Source organism: Vibrio sp. B172a, from assembly GCF_030248355.1.
Classification (GTDB): domain Bacteria; phylum Pseudomonadota; class Gammaproteobacteria; order Enterobacterales; family Vibrionaceae; genus Vibrio; species Vibrio owensii.
The window spans coordinates 142,210-165,090 of record NZ_JAHGAC010000013.1; the positions used below are offsets into that span (position 1 = coordinate 142,210).

Annotated in this window: 18 protein-coding genes; 9 read left to right on the forward strand and 9 right to left on the reverse strand. The window is 47.0% G+C overall.

The annotated features are described in order from the left end of the window. Nucleotides 1-143: 143 nt before the first annotated feature. Both KIT90_RS14530 and KIT90_RS14535 read left to right on the forward strand, forming a co-directional pair. The gene (locus KIT90_RS14530; protein WP_285377259.1) at nucleotides 144-2,591 is read left to right on the forward strand and encodes a GGDEF and EAL domain-containing protein; all 2,448 of its coding nucleotides are present in this window, start codon (nucleotides 144-146) and stop codon (nucleotides 2,589-2,591) included. A gap of 359 nt (nucleotides 2,592-2,950) precedes the next feature. Further along, the gene (locus KIT90_RS14535; protein ID WP_285377261.1) at nucleotides 2,951-4,771 is read left to right on the forward strand and encodes a sodium/solute symporter; all 1,821 of its coding nucleotides are present in this window, start codon (nucleotides 2,951-2,953) and stop codon (nucleotides 4,769-4,771) included. Between the two features lie 56 nt (nucleotides 4,772-4,827). Here KIT90_RS14535 and KIT90_RS14540 read toward each other — a convergent pair whose 3' ends face one another. The 3 genes from KIT90_RS14540 to ftnA all read right to left on the reverse strand — a co-directional run bounded on the left by KIT90_RS14540 (nucleotide 4,828) and on the right by ftnA (nucleotide 7,110). Continuing rightward, entirely contained in the window at nucleotides 4,828-6,021 is a 1,194-nt protein-coding gene (locus KIT90_RS14540; protein WP_038893754.1) for an NAD(P)/FAD-dependent oxidoreductase, read from the reverse strand. Between the two features lie 147 nt (nucleotides 6,022-6,168). Further along, entirely contained in the window at nucleotides 6,169-6,492 is a 324-nt protein-coding gene (gene uspB, locus KIT90_RS14545; protein ID WP_005448571.1) for a universal stress protein UspB, read from the reverse strand. 90 nt (nucleotides 6,493-6,582) lie between these two features. Further along, nucleotides 6,583-7,110, reverse strand: coding sequence for a non-heme ferritin (gene ftnA / locus KIT90_RS14550; protein ID WP_005434576.1), 528 nt, complete (start codon nucleotides 7,108-7,110; stop codon nucleotides 6,583-6,585). Between the two features lie 156 nt (nucleotides 7,111-7,266). Here ftnA and uspA point away from each other — a divergent pair, with 156 nt between their 5' ends. Both uspA and KIT90_RS14560 read left to right on the forward strand, forming a co-directional pair. Beyond that, nucleotides 7,267-7,692, forward strand: a complete 426-nt coding sequence (uspA, locus tag KIT90_RS14555) for a universal stress protein UspA (RefSeq protein ID WP_005434578.1) — start codon at nucleotides 7,267-7,269, stop codon at nucleotides 7,690-7,692. Between the two features lie 70 nt (nucleotides 7,693-7,762). Further along, the gene (locus KIT90_RS14560; protein WP_005434580.1) at nucleotides 7,763-8,641 is read left to right on the forward strand and encodes a carboxylate/amino acid/amine transporter; all 879 of its coding nucleotides are present in this window, start codon (nucleotides 7,763-7,765) and stop codon (nucleotides 8,639-8,641) included. A 75-nt stretch (nucleotides 8,642-8,716) separates the two neighbouring features. Here the strand turns inward: KIT90_RS14560 and KIT90_RS14565 are convergent, their stop codons facing one another. The 3 genes from KIT90_RS14565 to KIT90_RS14575 form a co-directional block, all read right to left on the reverse strand. Continuing rightward, nucleotides 8,717-9,316: a hypothetical protein gene (locus tag KIT90_RS14565; protein ID WP_110415438.1), complete on the reverse strand. Its 600-nt coding sequence runs from the start codon at nucleotides 9,314-9,316 to the stop codon at nucleotides 8,717-8,719. Between the two features lie 207 nt (nucleotides 9,317-9,523). Continuing rightward, complete coding sequence (locus tag KIT90_RS14570; RefSeq protein ID WP_264404070.1) at nucleotides 9,524-10,303, reverse strand: class I SAM-dependent methyltransferase; 780 nt, start codon at nucleotides 10,301-10,303, stop codon at nucleotides 9,524-9,526. Between the two features lie 102 nt (nucleotides 10,304-10,405). Then, on the reverse strand, nucleotides 10,406-13,531 hold the full coding sequence (locus tag KIT90_RS14575; protein WP_285377264.1) for an EAL domain-containing protein: 3,126 nt from the start codon (nucleotides 13,529-13,531) through the stop codon (nucleotides 10,406-10,408). 115 nt (nucleotides 13,532-13,646) lie between these two features. Here KIT90_RS14575 and asnC point away from each other — a divergent pair, with 115 nt between their 5' ends. Next, complete coding sequence (gene asnC / locus KIT90_RS14580) at nucleotides 13,647-14,111, forward strand: transcriptional regulator AsnC (protein ID WP_005430014.1); 465 nt, start codon at nucleotides 13,647-13,649, stop codon at nucleotides 14,109-14,111. An 85-nt stretch (nucleotides 14,112-14,196) separates the two neighbouring features. Here asnC and prlC read toward each other — a convergent pair whose 3' ends face one another. Next, nucleotides 14,197-16,239 carry an oligopeptidase A gene (gene prlC / locus KIT90_RS14585; RefSeq protein WP_285377265.1) on the reverse strand — a complete coding sequence of 681 codons (2,043 nt, stop codon included), beginning with the start codon at nucleotides 16,237-16,239 and terminating at the stop codon, nucleotides 14,197-14,199. 424 nt (nucleotides 16,240-16,663) lie between these two features. Here prlC and KIT90_RS14590 point away from each other — a divergent pair, with 424 nt between their 5' ends. The 4 genes from KIT90_RS14590 (at nucleotide 16,664) to gorA (ending at nucleotide 20,682) form a co-directional block, all read left to right on the forward strand. After that, entirely contained in the window at nucleotides 16,664-17,503 is an 840-nt protein-coding gene (locus tag KIT90_RS14590; RefSeq protein WP_005434590.1) for a 23S rRNA (adenine(2030)-N(6))-methyltransferase RlmJ, read from the forward strand. Nucleotides 17,504-17,650: 147 nt separating this feature from the next. After that, a complete protein-coding gene (locus tag KIT90_RS14595) occupies nucleotides 17,651-18,355 on the forward strand; it encodes a glutathione S-transferase family protein (RefSeq protein WP_285377267.1) in 705 nt (234 codons plus the stop codon). A 75-nt stretch (nucleotides 18,356-18,430) separates the two neighbouring features. Beyond that, nucleotides 18,431-19,069 carry a glutathione S-transferase family protein gene (locus tag KIT90_RS14600; RefSeq protein WP_285377269.1) on the forward strand — a complete coding sequence of 213 codons (639 nt, stop codon included), beginning with the start codon at nucleotides 18,431-18,433 and terminating at the stop codon, nucleotides 19,067-19,069. A gap of 257 nt (nucleotides 19,070-19,326) precedes the next feature. Continuing rightward, the gene (gene gorA, locus KIT90_RS14605) at nucleotides 19,327-20,682 is read left to right on the forward strand and encodes a glutathione-disulfide reductase (RefSeq protein WP_005429991.1); all 1,356 of its coding nucleotides are present in this window, start codon (nucleotides 19,327-19,329) and stop codon (nucleotides 20,680-20,682) included. A 121-nt stretch (nucleotides 20,683-20,803) separates the two neighbouring features. Here the strand turns inward: gorA and KIT90_RS14610 are convergent, their stop codons facing one another. Together KIT90_RS14610 and KIT90_RS14615 are read right to left on the reverse strand one after the other, a co-directional pair. Next, nucleotides 20,804-21,415, reverse strand: coding sequence for a bifunctional 4-hydroxy-2-oxoglutarate aldolase/2-dehydro-3-deoxy-phosphogluconate aldolase (locus KIT90_RS14610; RefSeq protein WP_005430025.1), 612 nt, complete (start codon nucleotides 21,413-21,415; stop codon nucleotides 20,804-20,806). A 9-nt stretch (nucleotides 21,416-21,424) separates the two neighbouring features. Then, a complete protein-coding gene (locus KIT90_RS14615; RefSeq protein WP_005434597.1) occupies nucleotides 21,425-22,801 on the reverse strand; it encodes a GntP family permease in 1,377 nt (458 codons plus the stop codon). Nucleotides 22,802-22,881 lie beyond the last annotated feature (80 nt).

The window sequence follows — 22,881 nt, forward strand, 5'->3', positions numbered from 1 at the left end:
GCTAACAGTTTACTCGATTAATGAAGTGTTCCTTGCTTGGATTTGTTCGGGCTTTGGATACGATATAGCCAAAGCCCGATATGAACGCTGAGTCAGATGTTCACCATACTATTCCAAGGGCGTTTCAGGATGCTTTATTAATTATGTTTCGCTTCGCTATCTCCCCTGCATTGATGACAGACTGGAAACAGGCTCTGCAACAATGCTGTGATGCCACACAGGCGCACGGTCAGCTTTATACTTTCAGCTACACTCGCCAATGGCGCTTGAGTGAGGTGGCGACATCGCCACAACATCATCGTGAAGTCGTCGCGATTCTCGAACCTGCCACTGAGCACTTCATCTATCCTCAGCTTGTTGTTGAACAAACGCCCTTTCAAAACCAAACCTTGAGTTACTGCCCGATATGGCTGCCAAGCGGTGAGCTGTTTGCTGCCTTCGCGTTGGTTCATCCAACAGATCAAGATACTGTCATTTCTGGGTGGTTAAGCGCATTGGCTGGACGTGTCGGCTTTGATGTTGCTCAGACCTACCATAAAGAGCAGCAGCGTCACGATGTTCAATTGCCAGACTTACTGCCATCCCTGCAAGAATTCATTGATTGCTTAGAAGACCACACGTGGATAAAGAGCACTGATGGTCGCTACGCGATGACCAACCGCAGCGTTGAAGACTCTTGGCAAATGACCGGCAGTGAAATTGTCGGCAAGAATGACTTCGAGTTATTCAGCAGCCGCCGAGCGAAGAAGTTCATCGATACCGACCAGTTGGTGATCGCTACGGGTAGCCAAAACACGGTCGAAGAGTGCACTCTGATTGATGACAACAACAACCCAACCTGGTTGGAAACCATCAAATCACCAATCCGCAATCAAACCGGAGAGCTGATTGGTATTTTGGGTATGACGCGCAACGTCACTCGCCGAAAAATGGTGGAAACTCAGTTGTCATTGGCGTCGAAAATCTTCGATAACTCCCATGAAGGGATGGTGATTACTGACCGCAAAGCCAACATTCTTGATGTAAACAGCGCCTTCACCCACATCACTGGTTACGCAGCAGAAGAAGTGATCGGTAAGAACCCGAATATCTTGCGTTCTGGGCATCACGACCGCGAGTTTTATCAACAGTTGTGGCGTCAGCTAGAAAGCAAAGGTCAGTGGAAAGGCGAGTTCATCAACCGCAAAAAAGATGGCAGCATTTACCCGCAGCTCGCCACCATCAGTGCGGTAATGGACGATAAGAACCATCTGATCAACTACATTTGTGTGTTTGAAGACATCTCAGTACGTAAAGCGCACGAAGAAAAGCTGCAACGCATGGCGTTTTACGATCCATTGACCAACCTTCCTAACCGCACCCATTTGATCAGCTTACTAGAACAGCACATTGAGAACGGTCAGAAGCATCAACACGCGTTTGCGACCCTGTTCCTCGATATCGACCACTTCAAGCACATCAACGACAGCATGGGGCACTTCTGTGGGGACCAACTGCTGACTAAACTCGCTGAACGCCTGCAAGATGTGCTGCACTTACGCGCTCATGTAGCACGTATCGGTGGCGATGAGTTTGTCATTATATTGCCGAACATCGAATCAGATTCGCAGCTGATCGATACCATTGAGGACATACTTTGCCTGTTCAATCGTCCTTTTGAAGTCAGTAAGAACGAGTCTCTGCGCATCTCCACCAGCGTGGGCGTGGCTCGTTATCCTCAAGACGGACAAGACAGCGAAACCTTGCTCAAGAATGCCGATACTGCCATGTACTTGGCGAAGAAAAACGGTCGTAACGGCTACGCGTTCTACTCACCAGATTTGACCGATAAATCCGTGTCTCACGTGCGTATGCAGTCTGCTCTGCATGAGGCGATTGAGAAAAACCAACTTCATTTAGCGTACCAACCGCAATACAACTTAAGCGCCAACGAACTGGTGGGCGTAGAAGCTCTGCTACGCTGGCAACATCCCGATCTTGGAATGATTTCTCCGGCAGATTTTATCCCGATTGCAGAGAAAACGGGCCTGATTCAAAGCATTGGTAAATGGGTCTTGGAGCAAGCTTGTTTGCAAGGTCGCGCATGGCTGGATAACGGCATTGAATTTGGCAAGCTTGCGGTGAACGTATCGGCTCTTCAGCTACAACAATCAGACTTCATCAGCAAACTTGGTGTGATTCTCAAAGAGACCGGATTCCCGGCGCACCGTCTAGAGCTAGAAATCACCGAAAGCTTCCTACTGATCGACCCACAACAAGCCATCGCATCACTCAACTTGCTGCGCGAGCTTGGCATTGAGATCTCTCTTGATGACTTTGGTACTGGTTACTCGTCACTGTCTTACCTCAAAGGTTTGCCAATCAACAAATTGAAGATCGACCGCTCTTTCGTAAGTGATGTTCCAAGCAACACCGACAGCAATGCGATCGTGAATGCCATCATCGCGATGGGACAAACCCTGTCATTGAAAGTGGTCGCCGAAGGCATCGAAACCGACGAGCAAGCTCAATACCTATTCGAGCGCGGCTGCATCTACGGACAAGGCTTTCGCTTTAGTGCCCCAGTTCGTGCCGAGAAGTTGTTTAAATAAAAAGACCGAGCACTGGCTCGGTTTTTTTCCTTATCCCCCCCTAATCTGTCACCGTATATTGCCTATCTGCGTTGTTTCTCTTACGCACAAAATAAGTTCTCATTATTCATCACAATCAATTATTTAACTTGCCCGACACGATCACATAAGAACCCCATGGCAAGTGATCAAAATCACAGCTAGTACGTTTTTACCTCGTAATGCGTTTTATAAAAAAATAGATTCCTGTGTAAACGATACCACCTAAAATAAAAACAGTAACAAAAGACTCTACGTTAAAAAAAGCAATAATTACCAAAATTACATACCTATAGGTGAAATCGTTTTCACAAATCAATGAAACAAAAGGTCTATAGAAAATGGGTATTCTCGATATAACTGTAGCACTGGCATTCATGATCGCCGTCATTGGCGTCGGCATGATAAAAAGTAAGCCTGCTACCAATGGAGCAAACTCGGAAAACGGTGCTGCTGATTATTTTCTTGCAGGTCGAGGTCTGAGTTGGTGGTTGATTGGTTTCTCACTGATCGCTGCCAATATTTCTGCAGAACAATTTGTAGGTATGTCCGGTCAAGGTGCTGGATTAGAAGGGCTTTCCGTAGCAAGTTGGGAGTGGATCGCTGCAATAACACTTGTTGTCGTTGCCTTCGTTTTGCTTCCTTATTTCCTTAAAACCGGCATAACAACGATTCCCGAGTTTTTAGAAGTTCGTTACAACCACTGGGCGCGCCTTGCGATGACCTTATCAATGATTCTAATTCTTGTAGGAGTTAGTTTAGTTGGGGTGATTTATGCTGGTGCGATAACAATGACAAAGCTGTTTGCTGAATTCGGCTATTTTGTCTCTTTACCCTTTGCATGCTGGATCCTAGGTGGGATGGCTGCACTCTATGTAGCCTTTGGTGGTCTAAAAGCGTGTGCTTGGGCGGACTTATTACAAGGCACTGCTCTTATTGTGGGCGGAGCGATCATTACCTATTTCGCGTTTGATGCTCTTGGTGCAGTTGATGTTTCTCAATTAGTTTCTTCAACAGGGAATGCAGCCCACATCAATGCTGATGCTGGTGTTCTGACCAAATTCAATGCACTAAACAGTGAATCAATGCATATGGATACACCAGCAATGCCATGGCCAGTATTACTGCTAGGTATCTGGATTCCAAACTTTTACTACTGGGGTTTAAACCAATACATTACCCAAAGAATCTTGGGTTCCGCTTCTCTTGGTGATGGACAAAAAGGTTTGGTTTTAGCGGCTGGTTTAAAACTAATCATCCCTTTTATTATCGTTATCCCAGGCATCATCGCTTTCAACCTTTTCTCTTCGGATATGGAAGCAAGTGCCAACCTAGACGCTGGCGGCAGTGTATTCTCTAGTTATGAGCAGGCGGTCTCTGACATCGATACCAACAAGATATTTATTCTTGATAGTAAATACGCCAACTCTCACCCTAGTAAAGCTGAAGAAATCCTAGAACATAATCAACAAGTGATCGCTCGCTTAGGAGAAGGGAACGTTGTGAAAGAAGCGATCAACCCTTATAAATATGACTCTGCGATGGGGCTACTCATCACTAAGTTGATCCCCAAAAATACGGGTGTTCTTGGTTTTGTAATCGCAGCTTTGATGGGCGCTATTATCTCATCCCTTGCAGCAGTCCTGAATGCCGCTTCGACATTGCTCACAATGGACGTTTATCAACGCTATATCCGCCCAGCAGCAGCGCAAGGTGAATATGTTAAGTTTGGGCGTATTTGCATTGGTGTGTTTGTAGTAATTGGATGTGTCGTCGCACCTATGCTTGCTGAATTCAAATCAATCTTTGGCTTTATTCAGTCATTCCAAGGTTATGTATCGACGGGTATTTTAGCGGTATTTATCTACGGCTTAATCAATAGAACATCAGGCAAGTGGGCTGGTGTGATTGGTATTGTTGCAAACGCCATCATTTATGCGTTTATGCAAGCAAACTACCCTCACATTCACTTTCTCTACAACATGTCTTACTGTCTAATCGCGGTACTCGCAATACTGACAGTCTATGGCATGATTTTTAAAGAAGAGCGGGTCGAGTTTAAATCCAATACAACCTTAGATATGACGCCATCTCAAGCGGCCCTAAAATGGGGCGGGCTGGTTTGCGCACTCACCGTCATCCTATACATCGTATTCTGGTAATGACACTTCAGCCAGAAAGAGAAAAGCCTAGCTAATTAAGCTAGGCTTCTTATTTCTTACACCCACTGACCAGCAACAAAGCCGCTCGACCAGCACCATTGGAAGTTATAGCCGCCTAACCAGCCGGTTACGTCCATCACTTCACCGATGAAGTACAAACCTTTGATGTTCTTACATTCCATGGTTTTTGAAGACAGGTGATCGGTATCTACGCCGCCTAGGGTCACTTCTGCAGTGCGGTAACCTTCCGTACCGTTTGGTGCTACTGCCCAGTTTTCCAGACGCTCAACGATGGTTGCCATCTCTTTCTGGTTGAACTGCTTAAGAGGTTTGTCTGCTAATTCTTTACGTTCAATCAGCACTTCAACCAAACGCTTTGGTAGCACTTTTGCTAGTGTGTTCTTCAACGATTGGTTTGGATGCTTCTCGCGGCTACGTTCTAGTAGCTCAGCGATATCGTCGTTTGGTACAAGGTTAATCGTCACCTTCTGACCCGCTTTCCAAAATGACGAGATCTGCAGTACCGATGGACCAGACAAGCCGCGGTGAGTAAACAGCAACGCTTCTTTGAACATAGTACCGTCTTGCGCGGTGATTTCTGCAGGGATTGCGATGCCCGATAGTTCAGCGAAATCTTCTTTGTCTTCTTTATGCAGCGTAAACGGCACCAGACCTGCTGTAGTCGTAATCACCGGAAGTTCGAACTGCTCAGCAATCTTATAGCCGAATGGCGTCGCGCCCAGTTTAGGCATCGACAGACCACCCGTTGCTACCACCAAAGATTCACATTCGATGTTTTCAGTACCAGCATGCAGACGGAAGCCCGCATCGGTTTTCTCGATCGAATGTACATCACATTGGTAGCGTTGTTGGATGTTTGGCATATCGCATTCTGCTAGTAGCATCTTAACTATGTCTTTTGCAGTAAACGCATCAACACAGAACAACTGTCCGTGATCGCGCTCTTCAAACTCGATGCCATGCTTGCTGACCATTGAGATAAAGTCCCAGTTGGTGTACTGAGACAACGCCGATTTCACGAAGTGTGGGTTTTGGCATAAGTAGTTGCTCGCTGAGACGTCGTAGTTAGTGAAGTTACAACGACCACCACCTGAGATAAGGATTTTACGTCCTGGCTTTTTCGCATGATCCAGCACGAGCACACTGCGTCCGCGTTTGCCTGCTTCTGCTGCACACATCAAACCCGCCGCACCTGCGCCGATTACAACAACATCAAATTTCTTACTCATGGGTAACGCTCAATTACTTATTTAGATTGGTATATCCAAAAATAAAAAAGGATGTGCGTAATGCACATCCTTGCTTTCTGCGGGCGCTATTCTAACGACAAAAGTCGAGCGGGAAAAGCGCTTAAATTCCAAGCACAGCTTGCTGGCTTAAAGAATGAAGGCAGCCAGTAGGGTCACACCAAGTAAAGCGGTCGATAAAATGAATAACCCGCGCACCCTTTCGCATTTGCCAGTAAAGATCTCATCGTGATGATGGTGATACTCTTTACTCTTAATGTAATGGTATAACCGCACCTGTTTGGTGACGTTACCATGGGTGGTGAAAAATCCATTGCCATCCACTTGCTGATAAAGCAAGGGATGCGCTTCACGCATGATGTAAATTAAAGAACGAAGAGCGGTGAGATAACGGACCATGTTTACTCCCGTTACTACCATTAGCGCAAATAAGATTGTGTCTCCACTGATCATCTTTTCCTCCCTACATCTTCAACGATGCTCAAGAGATAAAGACGACCAATGCTTCGTCCTTAACCCGCTGCTTACCGCGTCGGGAACACGTTATGCAGCTGGAGCACCCATAATTGAAGATGAACCTTCTTTTGCCATTTGTGCTAGATCTTTATCGATGAAGAACAATGCTTTACCGTCTTCACCAACTAATTCGATCTTATCTAAAATCCCTTTAAACAACTTCTCTTCTTCGTGCTGTTCAGCCACGTACCACTGTAGGAAGTTAAACGTAGAGTAGTCTTGGCTTGTAAATGCAACATGCGCCAATTTGTTGATCTTTTCCGTGATCATTTGCTCATGTTCGTAGGTTTCACGGAAAACATCGCCAAGGCTAGCAAAGTCATGCTTAGGTGCTTCAATCGCACCTAGGATTGGCATTGAGCCAGTTTCACTTACATAAGTGAAAAGACGTTGCATGTGCTCCATTTCTTCTACGGCGTGAGCGCGTAAAAATTCAGCCGCACCTTCAAAACCTTTGTCTTCACACCAAGCACTCATTTGTAAGTATAGATTGGATGAGAAAAATTCTAGGTTAATTTGCTCATTCAATTGTTCAACCATAGTTTGAGACAGCATGTTAACTCCTATTTATGTGCATGCGTTTTGCGCCACTATAACATGATTACTGTGGCAACACTTTGTACCTACGATATTGATATGAGATCACTTCAGCAAAATTATCTGAGACTTAGTGCTAATCTGACACTATGACCTTATCAAGGAGATAGCAATATGAGTTACAAACACGTACTTGTGGCAGTCGACCTCTCAGACGACAGTAAAGTGTTGATTAAGAAAGCCGTGTCACTGGCTAAACCTCTGGATGCGAAAGTCTCTTTCATTCATATCGATGTGAATTACGCCGAGCTTTACACCGGGCTTATCGACATCAACATGGCGGAGGCGCAACACCAAGCGATGGAAGCGTCTCGTACACAGTTAGCGAATTTTGAAGAATACGCAGAGTACCCAATCACGCATACGTTAGTCGGTAGCGGTGATTTGAGTAACGAGCTGTGCGATACCATTCAGGACTACAATATTGATTTGGTGGTTTGTGGTCATCACCAAGATTTCTGGAGCAAGATTCTTTCGTCGACGCGTCAGCTTATTAACTGCTCACCCGTCGATATGCTGGTCGTACCGCTAAAAGACTGATTTGCGTTGGCGTGACCTTAAAACTTGGTTAGACTGCGGGCACATTTGTTGTTGATAAAGATTCTCATCCATGGCTTATCTATCCGCAGTTACCCTACTTTGGGCATTCTCATTTAGCCTGATCGGCGTTTACCTTGCCGGTCAGGTTGACTCTTGGTTCTCAGTTTTCATGCGCGTTGCGCTGGCGAGCCTAGTCTTCATTCCTTTCTTAAAATTCCGTGGCGTAAGCAAATCTCTGATCGCGAAATTGATGATCGTGGGCGGCTTCCAACTCGGCTTAATGTATTGCTTCTATTACCAGTCTTTCCTACTCCTTTCTGTACCAGAAGTGCTGCTATTCACCGTATTTACCCCTATTTACGTCACCTTGATTTATGACTTCTTGAAAGGTCGATTCTCGCCTTGGTATTTGGTTACGGCGGCAATCGCTGTGCTGGGCGCGGCGTGGATTAAGTTTGCAGGCATCAATGAAAACTTCTTGATGGGCTTTTTGGTCGTACAAGGAGCGAACCTGTGTTTTGCCATCGGTCAGGTCGGCTATAAATACATTATGGAAACCGAGTCGGTTGAACTGCCGCAGCACACGGTATTTGGTTACTTCTACTTGGGCGCATTATGCGTAGCGACCGTCGCCTTTGCTCTGATGGGTAACTTGGACAAAATGCCAACCACAGCTACGCAATGGGGCATTCTGACTTACCTTGGTTTGATTGCATCAGGCTTTGGTTACTTTGCGTGGAACAAAGGCGCAACCATGGTCAACGCGGGTGCACTTGCGGTAATGAACAACGCGCTCGTCCCTGCTGGTTTGATTGTGAATATCGTAATTTGGAACCGCGATGTTGATGTGACACGACTTGCCATTGGTGGTGCAATCATCATGCTATCGCTGTGGATTAACGAAACTTGGGTGAAAAAACGCGTAGAGATGAGTTACGCCAACAAGTAACACAGCTAACCCTACAAACATTTCGACAATAAAAAACGCTCACCAACTGGAGAGCGTTTTTTTGATGTGATTCGATTAATGCACTTTGGCTTGCGAGCTTGTGCTCATCAATGTGTTTGGTGGCGTTGGTAGCAACACCTCTAGTTTGGCATTTCGCGCTTCAAGCTTGCGCTGGCGTTTGAGCAATTTTTGCTGCTTTTTGGCTAACTTAAGCAACTTCTTCTGCTGCTTGTAATGTTTCTTAACCGCTTTCTTCGCCTTCTTCAGCGCTTTCTTATCTGACAAATCAAACATAGCTGGCGCCTCTAGCTTAGTGGTTGGAGTTACCGCTGCGACTTTTGCTGCTAGTTTTTTCTCTTTCACTCGTTCCACAACACGTTTAACGATCGCGGCTTTCTCTGCGCTTTGCTCAGACGCCATGATGATTGGGGTATCTTGAGTAAGAGATGAGGTTGGCAGTGCTTCCGCCAATAGACCACAAGCCTGTTGCTCGGATAGCGGTTTGTCTTGGCACTTTTGAGGTGGAATCGCGGCAGGCTTACACAAGGTGTTTTTCGATGCAGAAGAACGAGCACAAGAGCGGCAGACAAACTTAGGTGCCACCACTAGGCGGTGAATATCACCCAAACTCTCAGCAATCTGTTTGCGGCTCATCTTACATAAACGTTTCGCCATGCTACTACTCCAGCTTCCCAATTCTCGACTGTTTTACTCTACGGCATCACACAAGTGAAATAATAATAATTCTTAGTTAGATATACAGTCAGTATGCCGAATTAGCAAGAGAAAAGTATCAATAAGCAGAGCAAACACCAGATACAAACACAGCGCCAAATTAGGCGCTGTGAGAAGAAGTTTTTTGTCGTCAGACGTTTAGTCGAATTACGCCATTGATGCCTTCACATACACATCGAAACGGTTCTTTTTGGTTTCGATTGCCATGCTTGGCTTTTGCTCATCAAGCCAGTTGGCGTAATCAGGGCGTTTGACCACCACACGCTTACTCGCCAATGCCATAGCCGGCGCCAACAAACCATCCGCATCAAGATCTGGACCAACCAGAGATTGGAAGACGCGCATCTCTTTCTTCACTAATGCCGATTTCTTTTTGTTTTCAGGGTGTGGGTACATCGGGTCGAGGTAAACCACATCTGGCTGGACAAAGTCTTTATCTTGCGCCAATTGCTCCAACGCATCATGACTAGAAGCGTGAATCAAAGACATACGCTCTGATACCCAAGTACCGATCTCTGGATCGTGTTTCGCGCGAGCCAAACCGTCATCCAACAATGCAGCGACCACTGGGTGACGCTCAACCATTTGGACTTTACAACCTAACGACGCCAATACGAACGCATCACGCCCTAAACCGGCAGTGCCATCCAGTACGGTTGGGGTTGCGCCTTTGTTCAAACCCGCCGCTTTCGCGATTGCCTGACCTTTACCACCACCGAACTTGCGACGATGCCCTACTGCACCACCAATCAAATCCACAAAGATTGCACCCAGCTTTGGCTCATCCACTTTACGCAGCTCTAAACGCTCTGTCGTTAGGACTAAGGCAAAGTCACTGTCATCAGTGTGAGAAAGCTGCCAACGCGCAGCGAGTTCATCAAGGTGAGACTGTTGAGATGGGTCTTCACAAATCAATTGCAGTTGCAAAAGGAGGCTCCAGTAAAATCGGTTTAACTGGCGCTGAGTGTATACCCAACCCGCCTCTAATTGCTAGGCTGGGGAGAAGTTAGATGACGTTCGTCTGGATGGTTAAAGTTGCTGAAGTTCGTCAACCAGCTCAGCCAAAGGTTTAGGGTGCCCAATGCCATAACCTTGCCCATAGTCGACACCAAGCTCGATCAGCAGCTCTCTGACTTGGTCATTCTCAACAAATTCCGCCACCGTGACTTTGCCCATCTGCTTGGCTAAGTCGTTGATTGAACGCACCATCACGCGGTCCATCTCGTTTACGTTGATATCTCGCACGAAAAGACCATCAATTTTCACGATATCGACTGGAAGCTGCTTTAAGTAGCCGAAAGAAGACAAGCCAGAACCAAAATCGTCCAACGCAATCAAACAGCCCAGCGTGCGTACGCGAGTGAAGAAGCCAAGCGCTTGGTCGATATTGCTCATCGCTGCAGTTTCGGTAATTTCTAAACAGATCTTCTCACAAGGAATCGAGGACGACTGCAAACGCTCCAGCAGGAAGTCGATAAACTCTTGATTCCCCATCGACTGACCGGACAAGTTGATCGCGCAGCGTCCGAGTTTTTCTACTATCTCTGGGCGAGCTTCAAACCATTCTAGGGTTTGGGTGATTACTTGTTTATCAATCCAGTGCGCGATGTTGTAGCGCTCAGAAGCTGGGATAAAAACACCAGGAGACAAGTAATTGCCCTGTGCATCACGAATACGTACCAGAATCTCAAAGCACAATGGTGAACCTTCACCGCTTAAGTTAACAATGCGCTGAGCAAACAGTTCAAGACGCTTACTCGACAGCGCTTCGTGCACTAGATTAACGCTCTGCATTTCTAACTGGCGACGCTGCAGCTCTTCGTTATCTAAGCTGAATAGGTTATAGCGATTGCGTCCCTGCTCTTTGGCAACATGACACGCGGAATCTGCTTGAGCGTGGACCATTTGTGGCGTTTCGGCAGTGTGGTCAATGATACGAATGCCCACTGAGCAGCTCATAAACAGTTGCGTGTCTTCCCAACGGAAAAGCTGTTCGCTCAAGGTCGTGATGATCTGCTTGGCAACGTTAATTGCACCGTGCTCATCGCAATCTTTCAACAACACAGCAAATTCATCACCGCCCATGCGCGCCAAGACTGCATTGTATGGCAGCACTTCTTCCAACATGCTGGCACAGAACTGAATAGCCGCATCACCGGCATCATGACCCACGGTATCGTTAAGCACTTTGAGCTGGTCAAGATCGAGGTACAACATGGCGTGCACGCGACGGTGGCTTTCTACTTCTCGCAGTGCGGTTTGCAGCTCTAACTCGAAGTAGTTGCGGTTGTAGGTGTCAGTCAGCAAGTCATAGCGTGCTTGGTACTCCAGCTGCTTGGCGAGCTTCTTGGTCTCAGTAATGTCTTCACCTACGATCAGCAATTGGTCGGAATCTCTTAATGGGCGAATGTTTTCACGCACCCAAACGCGGTGACCATCCGCATGACGATATTCGATTTCGCGACGCCAAACGCCGTGCATCACTTGCTGCGGTTGCAATAACACTTGGCGCGGGATCAGCGCTTTTTCGTCCGAATAGAACTCACGTAGGCGATGCCCCAACATATCCAGCGGTTGATAGCCCAAAAGCTGCTGAGCAAAACGGTTCACTTCCTGAATGCGGTTATTGTTATCTAACGTCACCATCATTACCGGTTGCTGCTCGTAGTAGTTACGCAAACTCGATTCACGTTGGTAGAGCTTATCTTCCATCGCTTTCCGGCTGGTGATGTCACGCGCTTCGAACAAGTATTGCTCTTGATTCGCCACTTGCTGAGAAAACGGTTTGAGGGACACTTCCAGCACCATAGCGCCATGTTCTTTACTCCAGATCTCCGTTTCAAAAGTGGAGACTTGGCGATGACTGGATTGGAAGTAATTGGCAAGTAGCTGGCGTGCTTCTTCGCTCCAGTTTTTATGATGCCAAAGCGGACGATCGAGACGCATATCCTGATGATTGAGTAACGATTGCAGACGATCGTTACCAGATTTAAGCAAACCATGTTGGTCGAGTATGCCCATGTACTGCATGCTTTGGTCAAACACCGATTCCAAAATCGTCTGGCTCTCGCGAGCAATACTTTCGCTGCGACGAATGCGATGCAAGTAGTAACTAAGCAGCATAATCACGATGGTCATCGCCACCAGCACACTGCCAAACAGCTTAATTTCTCTGGCGTAACGCTCAGTAAATTCCACCGGCTTATTGAAGAACACCGACGAGGCTTCTTGTTCTGCGCCTAAACCCCAACGCACAACCGATTGATAGTCGAGTTTGATGTCCGATTCTGCACGCACAATCGCAGGCAAAGGTTGCTGTGGGTTATCCAGCACTTGCGCCAACAACTTCGCAGCTTTAAAACCTTGGCGATAGCCGGTTTGAATCACACCACCGACCGCACCGTGCCCAAGTCCAATATCGTGCACCATAAACAGAGGTGCGTTAGAGGCTTGGTTGATATCACGCCAGTCTTTATCGGTCGCGACGTTACCGTGAATATCGCGGTAGTAAGTCCAAAACAGCACCACCTTGTCGATGCTCATTTGCGACACTTGTTGTTTTAGGTCATCTACCGTTTCCGGCACTAAATGAAGGATTTTGTCGCGATATGCTGGGTTATCATCAAGAAAGTCTTCGATCTGAGCACGAAGTGCGGCACCAGTAACAGAATGGTCACTGACAATAAGGATTTGCTTGTGGGTCGGATGCAAACGCTCAATTAAGGCGAGGTTGGCGGACAGATCGACGTCTTCAATCACGCCTGTCGCGTTCAGGCCTTGATGCAGTGAAGGATGATAGTTGTTGATGCCACTGAAAATCACTGGTGTATCTTTGATAACCGAAGACAAACGCTGCATCAAAGCAAGTGCATTGTTATCGCTGACCACGATCGCGTCAAAATGCTCTTCGCTCAGTTTGGTACGATAAAGAGACTCCAGCTGACTAAAGAAGTGCTGGCTTTGACTGCGCTTGGAATCGAGATACAAGACGCGAGTATCGAGCTGTCGCCCCTCAAGCTGCTGGGTGAAACCACGCTGGATAGAATCAGTCCAGAAGAAACCTTGATGGTAAGAGTGAACAACGAGGACTTTTTGCTCTTGCGCCGCAGCGACAGCACTGAACATGATCGCTATGCAAAACAGAAAAAATGGCACATCAACTCCATGACTTCAGAGCTACCTCGCGGTTATCCCTGCGTAAACCTTGTGAATCCTGTCCGCTGTGAGTATAAAATGAACTTTAAACCTCATACCCAACGGAAATAATTGTATGAATGCGAGCTTGCCTAAACTCGACGATCTCGATCGCGCTATTCTCAAAACTCTGATGGCGGATGCGCGTAAGCCTTACGCGGAAATGGCAAAACAATTTAATGTCAGCCCGGCGACCATCCACGTTCGTATCGAGAAAATGAAAGCGGCAGACATCATCGAAGGTACTGAGGTAATCGTCAATACCAAAAAGCTAGGATATGACGTATGTTGCTTTATCGGCATCAACTTGAATGCCGCGCGCGACTATCATTCAGCGCTAGAAAAGCTCAATGCCCTCGATGAAGTGGTAGAAGCTTACTACACCACAGGCGCGTATAACATATTCGTCAAATTGATGTGCAAATCGATTGAAGAGCTGCAATTTGTATTGATTGATAAGCTTCAGGCGATCGACGAAGTGCAATCCACCGAGACGCTGATCTCGCTGCAAAACCCGATCAATCGCAGCGTAAATCCATAACACTCTGAATCAGATACTAAAAGTTAAATCTAAGAACAAAAAAATGGGCAGCCACTTGGCTGCCCATTTTCATTCTCAATCGAGATTACGCTGCGATACCAGAATGGCGCAGTAGCGCATCTATTTCTGGCTCACGACCACGGAAGCGCTTAAATAGCTCCATTGGTTCTTCACTGCCACCCATTTCTAGGATGTTATTCAAGAAACTTAGACCGGTTTCTTTGTTGAAGATGCCTTCTTCTTCAAAGCGAGAGAACGCATCTGAAGACAGCACTTCTGCCCATAGGTAGCTGTAGTAACCTGCGCTGTAACCACCAGCGAAGATGTGACCAAAGCTGTGTGAGAAACGCGCCCACTCAACCGCTGGTACAACTGCCACTTTCTCTTTCACTTCTGCCAAGGTTTCCAGCACACGAGCACCCACTTCTGGGTCGTATTCTGTGTGCAGAGTGAAGTCGAACAAGCCGAACTCTAGCTGACGTAGGATGCCCATCGCCGACTGGAAGTTCTTCGCGGCTAGCATTTTGTCTAGCATCGCTTTTGGTAGCGGTTCGCCAGTCTCATAGTGACCAGAAATAAACGCCAGCGCGTCTTCTTCCCAACACCAGTTTTCTAGGAACTGACTTGGTAGCTCAACCGCATCCCAAGGCACACCGTTGATACCCGATACCGCGCCTGTTTCTACTTGCGTCAGCATGTGGTGGATACCGTGACCAAACTCGTGGAACAGAGTCACCACTTCATCGTGCGTAAACAGTGCAGGCTTGTCGCCCACAGGACGGTTAAAGTTACACGTTAGGTAAGCAACCGGTGTTTGTAGCTCGCCTGATAGCGTTACGCGACGACCACGGCAATCGTCCATCCACGCACCGCCACGTTTGTGTTCGCGTGCGTATAGATCTAGGTAGAAGCTGCCACGTAGTGTGCCTTCGCCGTCGAAGATATCGAAGAAACGCACTGACTCGTGCCAAGTATCCACGCCTTCACGCTCTGTAACTGTCATACCAAACACGCGGTTTAGTACTTCAAATAGACCACTTACCGCTTTTGATTCAGGGAAGTAAGGACGCAGTTCTTCATCCGAAATTTGGAATAAGTGCTGCTTTTGCTTCTCGCTGTAGTACGCAATGTCCCACACGTTTAGTTCGCTAACACCAAATTCTGCGTTAGCAAACTGGCGTAGCTCTTCGATTTCGCGCTCACCTTGTGGTTTCGCTTTGGTTGCCAAATCGTTCAAGAAACCAAGAACTTGCGCTGGGTTCTCTGCCATTTTGGTTGCCAGAGATTTCTCGCTGTAAGTGTTGAAACCCAACATACGAGAGATTTCATGACGCAGTTTTAGCTGCTCAGTGATGATTTCCGTGTTGTCCCACTTGCCTGCGTTTGGACCACGGTCAGAAGCGCGCGTTACGTACGCTTCGTACACTTCTTTACGTAGGTCTTGGTTATCACAGTACGTCATCACTGGTAGGTAAGATGGGATATCTAGCGTGATTAGGTAGCCATCGAGCTCTTTTGCTTCTGCTGCCGCTTTTGCCGCCGCAAGTGCAGATTCTGGCATACCCGCTAGGTCTTTTTCGTCGGCAACGTGCTTTGTCCAACCCATGGTTGCATCCAGCACGTTGTTGGAGAATTTTGAGCTCAGCTCAGACATGCGCTTGCTGATTTCGCCGTAGCGATGTTGCTCATCTGATGGTAAACCGATGCCCGAAAGCTCGAAGTCACGCAGTGAATCTGAAATAGTCTTCTGCTGTGCACGCGTCAGCGTCGCGTACTCTTCGCTGGCTTTGATCGCCTTGTACGCTTCGTAAAGACCTTTGTGCTGACCAACCCAAGTACCGTACTCAGACAGGATTGGCAGACAACTTTCGTAAGCTTCACGCAGCGCTTCGCTGTTCACTACTGAGTTCATGTGACCCACTGGTGACCAAATGCGGCTCAAGCGGTCATCCGCTTCTTCAATTGGCGCGATCACACTGGTCCAGCTTGGGTTTGCGTTTTCTTTTAGTACCTCGTCAATCTTGGCACGACAATCCGCAATCGCCTGCTCCACTGCAGGTTTAATGTGTTCTGGTTTGATTTGCGAAAACGGAGGAAGATCCGTAAACGTAAGAAGTGGATTAGACATGAATAATTCCTTTTGTGTTTTGGCTCTGTATTTGCCTATTCGCATTTGCAAAGAACCTATTGGTGTTTGCAAAACAGTAGGCGAACTCAATGCACAGGCAAGCCGACAACATGGATGGGGGGATTTCCGTTCCCTTTCTCGATGCAGCAATGACCGAATGGGTCAAAGAGCGCTTACTCTGTCCTTGAGTCTTGTTATGCCTAAGTTCGGTTTGGCACTCTATTGGAGCGGCACAATCCCACTTAGGTTCAATTTGTTTACTCATACTAAGTATGGGTGACTTAAAGAAATTTCAATAGCGAATCCCTATCAGTGATACTGATTTGAATCGAAGTTCTACTTCTTCAAGTTACTTGAGTATAATACCGCCATATCGCGAAAATCACAGACCACACTCAGTCAAAGAGTGTTTCGAGAGTTTAATTTGTTAAGTTACCGCCACAGCTTCCACGCTGGCAACCATGCTGACGTGGTAAAACACATCGTTCAAAGCCTCATTCTTGATGCACTAAAGCAAAAAGATAAGCCGTTTGTTTATCACGATACCCACTCGGGTGTGGGACGCTACGATCTGACTCACGAATGGTCTGAGAAAACGGGCGAATACAAACAAGGCATCGCACGCATTTGGGACAACTCAAACATCCCTGAAGAGATCGCAAGCTACATCGATTCAATCAAAACATTGAACAACGGTGAGAACCTGCGTTACTACCCAGGCTCACCGCGTGTTGCACGTGCGCAAATCCGCCCACAAGACCGCATGGTTCTAACTGAGCTGCACCCAGCCGATCACCCGCTACTAGAACAAGAGTTCCACCGCGATCGCCAAGTGAGCATCTACAAAGAAGATGGCTTTAAGCGTCTGAAAGGCAGCCTGCCACCGCAAGAACGTCGTGGTTTGGTGCTGATTGACCCACCATACGAGCTAGCGAAAGAGTACCGCGACGTCGTGCAAGCGATTTACCAAAGCCACAAACGTTGGGCAACGGGCATCTACGCGATTTGGTACCCAGTAGTAAACCGCCATGACATCGAAGACATGATTGAAGGCTTGGAAGGGCTTGGCATTCGCAAAATTCTGCAAATCGAATTGGGCGTATCTCCAGACACCAACGAGCGCGGCATGACGGCATCAGGCATGATCGTGATTAACCCACCGTGGAAACTGGAAAGCCAGATGAAAGAAATTCTGCCATTCCTGCAAGAAGCGATCGCGCCAGCAACGGGTCACTGGAAAGTCGACTGGATCGTTCCAGAATAAAAAACACTTAATTTCAGAACCTTAAAGCGCAACGATGACCTCGTTGCGCTTTTTTTTATTTATCTTCTAAAAAATTTTCGTCTTCGCTTCGTCTTTTCTTTTTTGCCTGCGTCTTAGGGATGTAAACAAGCTAAAACATAGAGAGAAATGACCATGCTTAAAGTTATCAGTTTTAAAATTTGCCCATTTGTTCAACGCGTAACAGCGGCACTAGAAGCAAAACAGATCCCTTACGAGATTGAATACATCAACCTAAAAGACAAGCCACAATGGTTCCTAGACATCTCACCAAACGGTCAAGTGCCTGTGATGGTGACAGAATCTGGCACGGCACTGTTTGAGTCTGATGCGATTATCGAATACATCGAAGACGAATACGGTCCGTTAGAGCAAGGCGTGACAAACGAACAACGCGCCCTAGACCGAGCTTGGAGCTACCTAGGTTCTAAACACTACTTGGCACAATGCGGCACGATGAGCAGCAAAGACCAAGCAACCTTTGAAGAACGTGCAGAGAAACTGAGCAAAGCGTTCCAAAAAGCAGAAAACCAACTGTCTGGTGAAACCAAGTTCTTTAAATCCGATGAACTAAGTAATGTGGACATGGCGTGGTTGCCGCTTCTGCATCGCGCTGCCATCGTCAAAGCGCATTCTGGTTACGACTTCTTCTGTGGTCTGCCAAAAATGCAGGCATGGCAAAAGCACATCCTAGAATCAGGATTGGTAGAGAAGACAGTATCGGAAGATTTCGTGCAGCTGTTTAGCAATTTCTACCTAACCAACACTTATCTTGCGGACGGCAAAGACGTGCAAGCTCAAGGCGGTTGTGGGTCAACAAGTTGTTGTGGCTAAGCCAACGGCCGAAAGTAAAAAAACCAATGGGGTGAGCTCTCACCCCATTCATTCTCAATATCCAGAGTTTCTGCCATGTTAAAAGTCATCAGTTTTAAAATTTGTCCGTTTTTTCAATATGTCACCGCAATGCTTAAAGCAAAGCACATTCCGTTTGAAGTCGAATATGCCGACTTCAATAACTGCTTATTCGACATTTCCCCAAACGGTAAAGCACCCATTGTGATCACCGAAAACAACACAGTCTTATTCGATGCTGATGCCATCGTCAGCTACTTGGATAAGCAATATTCAGGCTTACTCCAACCTCGCTCCACAGAAGATATCGCTTTATTAGAAGCTTGGGCAAACTACGGTTCCAAACAATATGTACCGCAGTGCAGCACCATGCGTAGTGTTGATGAGGCAGAGTTTAAGCAGCACTGGAGAGTCTTTGAAAAAGCGCTGATTAATATGGAAAAGCAATTGGGCTCAAGTGTGTTTTTCTTTGGTGACGAACTCAGTCGAGTGGATATAGCTTGGTTGCCGATATTGCATCGTGCATGGTTGGTGGAAAAAACAACCGGACACGATATGTTCCGTGACTTTCCAAACGTTAAACGTTGGCAAGAGAACATCATGAAACTTGATTGGTTAATGGAGACAGTTTCTGAAGATTTTGAGGAAGTCTTTAACCGTTTTTATCTCTCGAACACATTTCTTTCCAATGTCTAAACGTGATGTCTAAGCATTCGAAACACGATGAAAGTACTTCTAAAACACTAAGCGGAATAGCGCCTTATTCTGCTTTGTTACCCTTTCATCGCTATTTGTCATAAGCAATGTCACTTTTTCCCATTTAGGAAATTGCTAGACTCGATTTATGATAGGGACATGGAATTAACAACAATTCCGTTGGGCTGTTGAGTTCATCACCCACCACCCCAATGTAATTATTGTCAGACAAAATTAATAAGCTCTTGGAGAAAGTAATGGCGACTCATTTTGATTATATCTGTATCGGCGGCGGCAGCGGCGGTATCGCATCAGCAAACCGTGCGGCAATGTACGGTGCTAAAGTAGCGCTTATCGAAGCTCAAGACCTTGGCGGTACCTGTGTAAACGTTGGTTGTGTGCCTAAGAAAGTGATGTGGCACGGCGCGCAAGTTGCAGAAGCAATGAACCTGTACGCAGAAGACTACGGCTTCGATGTAGATGTAAAAGGTTTCGACTGGAGCAAACTGGTTGAGAGTCGTCAGGCTTACATTGGTCGTATCCACCAATCTTACGACCGCGTTCTTGGCAACAACAAAGTAAACGTTATCAAAGGCTTTGCTAAGTTCGTTGACGAGAAAACAGTTGAAGTAAACGGTGAACACTACACAGCGGATCACATCCTGATCGCAGTGGGTGGTCGTCCAACGATTCCAAACATCCCAGGCGCAGAATACGGCATCGATTCAAACGGCTTCTTCGAGCTTGCTGAGCAACCAAAACGCGTTGCAGTGATCGGCGCGGGTTACATCGCGGTAGAAATCGCTGGCGTACTGCATGCACTAGGCACAGAAACACACCTATTCGTTCGTAAAGAATCACCGCTACGTAGCTTCGATCCAATGATCATCGAAACGCTAGTAGAAGTAATGGACGCAGAAGGTCCAACGCTGCACACCCACTCTGTTCCAAAAGAAGTGGTAAAAGAAGCAGACGGCAGCCTAACTCTGCACCTAGAAAACGGTGAGAGCCAAAACGTTGATACCCTAATCTGGGCAATCGGTCGTCACCCAGCAACTGACGCTATCAACCTAGCATCAACTGGCGTTGCAACGAACGATCGTGGCTACATCAAGGTAGACGAGTACCAAGAAACCAACGTGAAAGGCATCTACTGTGTAGGTGACATCATGGAAGGCGGTATCGAGCTAACACCAGTGGCTGTTAAAGCGGGTCGTCAACTTTCTGAGCGTCTGTTCAACAACAAACCAAACGCGAAGATGGACTACGATTTGGTACCAACTGTGGTATTCAGCCACCCACCAATCGGCACTATCGGTCTAACGACTCAAGAAGCAGAAGAGAAGTACGGCAAAGACAACATCAAAGTCTACACGTCTGGCTTTACTGCGATGTACACAGCGGTTACTAAGCACCGTCAACCATGTAAGATGAAGCTAGTATGTGCTGGCGAAGAAGAAACGGTTGTTGGTCTACACGGCATCGGCTTTACCGTTGATGAAATGATTCAAGGCTTCGGCGTAGCAATGAAGATGGGCGCAACCAAAGCAGACTTCGACTCTGTTGTGGCTATCCACCCAACAGGCTCTGAAGAGTTCGTAACGATGCGTTAATCACGCGTGAATCACTTTGCGATTTAAGCAGATAAACAAAAAGGGTCATCAATTACTTGATGACCCTTTTTCTATTCACGTTTTAAAACGCTCGGGGGTATTTCGGAGCCGTTTGCGCGTTTTACTTAACTGCGCGAACCAATTCAGCAATACCTTCCCAATCGCCGTTGTCCATCATAGCGGTTGGCACCATCCAAGTACCGCCACAAGCGACAACCGATTTCAGCGCTAGGTAATCTTCCACGTTAGATGGGCTTACACCACCTGTTGGCATGAACTCCACTGGGTAAACTGCCGTTAGTGCTTTAAGCATGTTTACGCCGCCTGATGGCTCTGCAGGGAAGAACTTCAGGGTACGTAGACCCATTTCCATCGCTTGCTCAACCAAACTTGGGTTGTTCACACCCGGTACGATTGTCACGTTGCGTTGCTGACAGTATTTCACTGTGGTTGGGTTGAAACCTGGGCTCACGATAAAGTCCACACCCGCTTCAATCGCGATGTCCACTTGCTCTGTTGTCAGTACTGTACCAGCACCGATCAGCAATTCTGGGTACGCTTCACGCATGATGCGGATCGACTCAGCCGCCGCTTCAGTGCGGAATGTTACTTCCGCACATGGTAAACCGTTTTCTACCAACACTTTTGCCAGTGGCAGAGCGTGTGCTACATCGTTGATTGCGATAACTGGGACGATTTTGATTTCTCTTAATCGTTGTTCAAGTGTTGTCATGGGTAACCTCTAAAGAATAAAGCTTAATGTTGCTACGATAATAAATGCGATACCACCAAGTAAAGTTTCCATTACCGTCCAAGTTTTTAGCGTTGTTTTCTCATCCATCTCTAGTAGACGAGATACTAGCCAGAAACCAGAGTCGTTGAAGTGAGAAAGCACTGTTGCACCACCTGCAATCGCGATAACGATAAAGCATAGGTCTAGCTCGCTCAAACCAGTTGATGCTGCCACTACTGGTGCGATAAGTGCTGCTGTTGTCGTTAGTGCTACGGTTGCTGAGCCTTGAGCAACACGCAGACAGGTAGAGATAACAAACGCTGCTACGATCACTGGCATACCTGTGTCAGTCAGAACGTCTGCTAGTGCATCACCGATACCACTTGCACGCAGTACGCCACCAAACATGCCGCCCGCACCTGTTACTAGGATAACGCCACAGATCGGAGCCAATGAGTCGCCACACAGCTTCTCAAGTTTTGCCATGCCGTAGTCTTTCGCGAATACCGCAAGAGACACTAGCAGAGTAATCAGAAGTGCTACCGGTGTTTTACCTAGCATACGTAGGAACTCAACCAGTGCTGTTTTACCATCAATCACACCCGCAACCGCTAGTGTGTTCAATACTGTGTCTAAACAGATTAGCAGTACAGGCAGCACTAGGATGGTCATTACTGTGCCAAATTTTGGCAGCTTAGATTCATCAACTTGTGTTTCACCGTTGAAGAATGCTTTTGATAGTGGGATATCGAATTTCTTGCCTGCGTACAGACCAAATAGGTAAGCGCCTAGGTACCAAGTTGGGATAGCCACTAGGATACCAACAACAAGCAATAGACCAATGTTTGCGCCTAGGAATTCTGCTGCTGCAACTGGACCTGGATGCGGAGGAACAAAGCCGTGCATTACTGCAAACGCACCCGCTGCTGGTAGTGCGTATTTGATTGGCGAACCACCAAAGCGTGCTGCCACACTTAGGATGATTGGCATCATTACCACTAGACCAGCGTCAAAGAAGATTGGGAAACCGAACAGTAGTGAAGCCACACCCAATGCAAATGGTGCGCGCTCTTTACCGAAGCGTCCAATCAAAGTATCTGCCAGCACTTGCGCACCGCCAGTGACTTCCAAAATCTTACCGATCATTGCGCCAAGACCAACCAGCAATGCAACTGAAGCCAACGTGCCACCAAAGCCACTCATCATGGTTGGGACAACTTGGTCAGAAGAAACGCCAGTCGCAATCGCAGTACCTAAACTCACCATAGTTAGGGAAGCAAAAGCGTGCACTTTTAGCTTAATAATCAATACAAGTAACGCTGCAATCGCGAGGACTGCAATCGTTAATAGGAACGTAGGGTCTGGAGCTTGGGTTAGCTGTTCCATGGGTTCACCTTTAAAAATTATTGTTTGTGTTGTGGTTCACATTTATTTGAGTTACCGGTAACATGTTACCGATAACATGA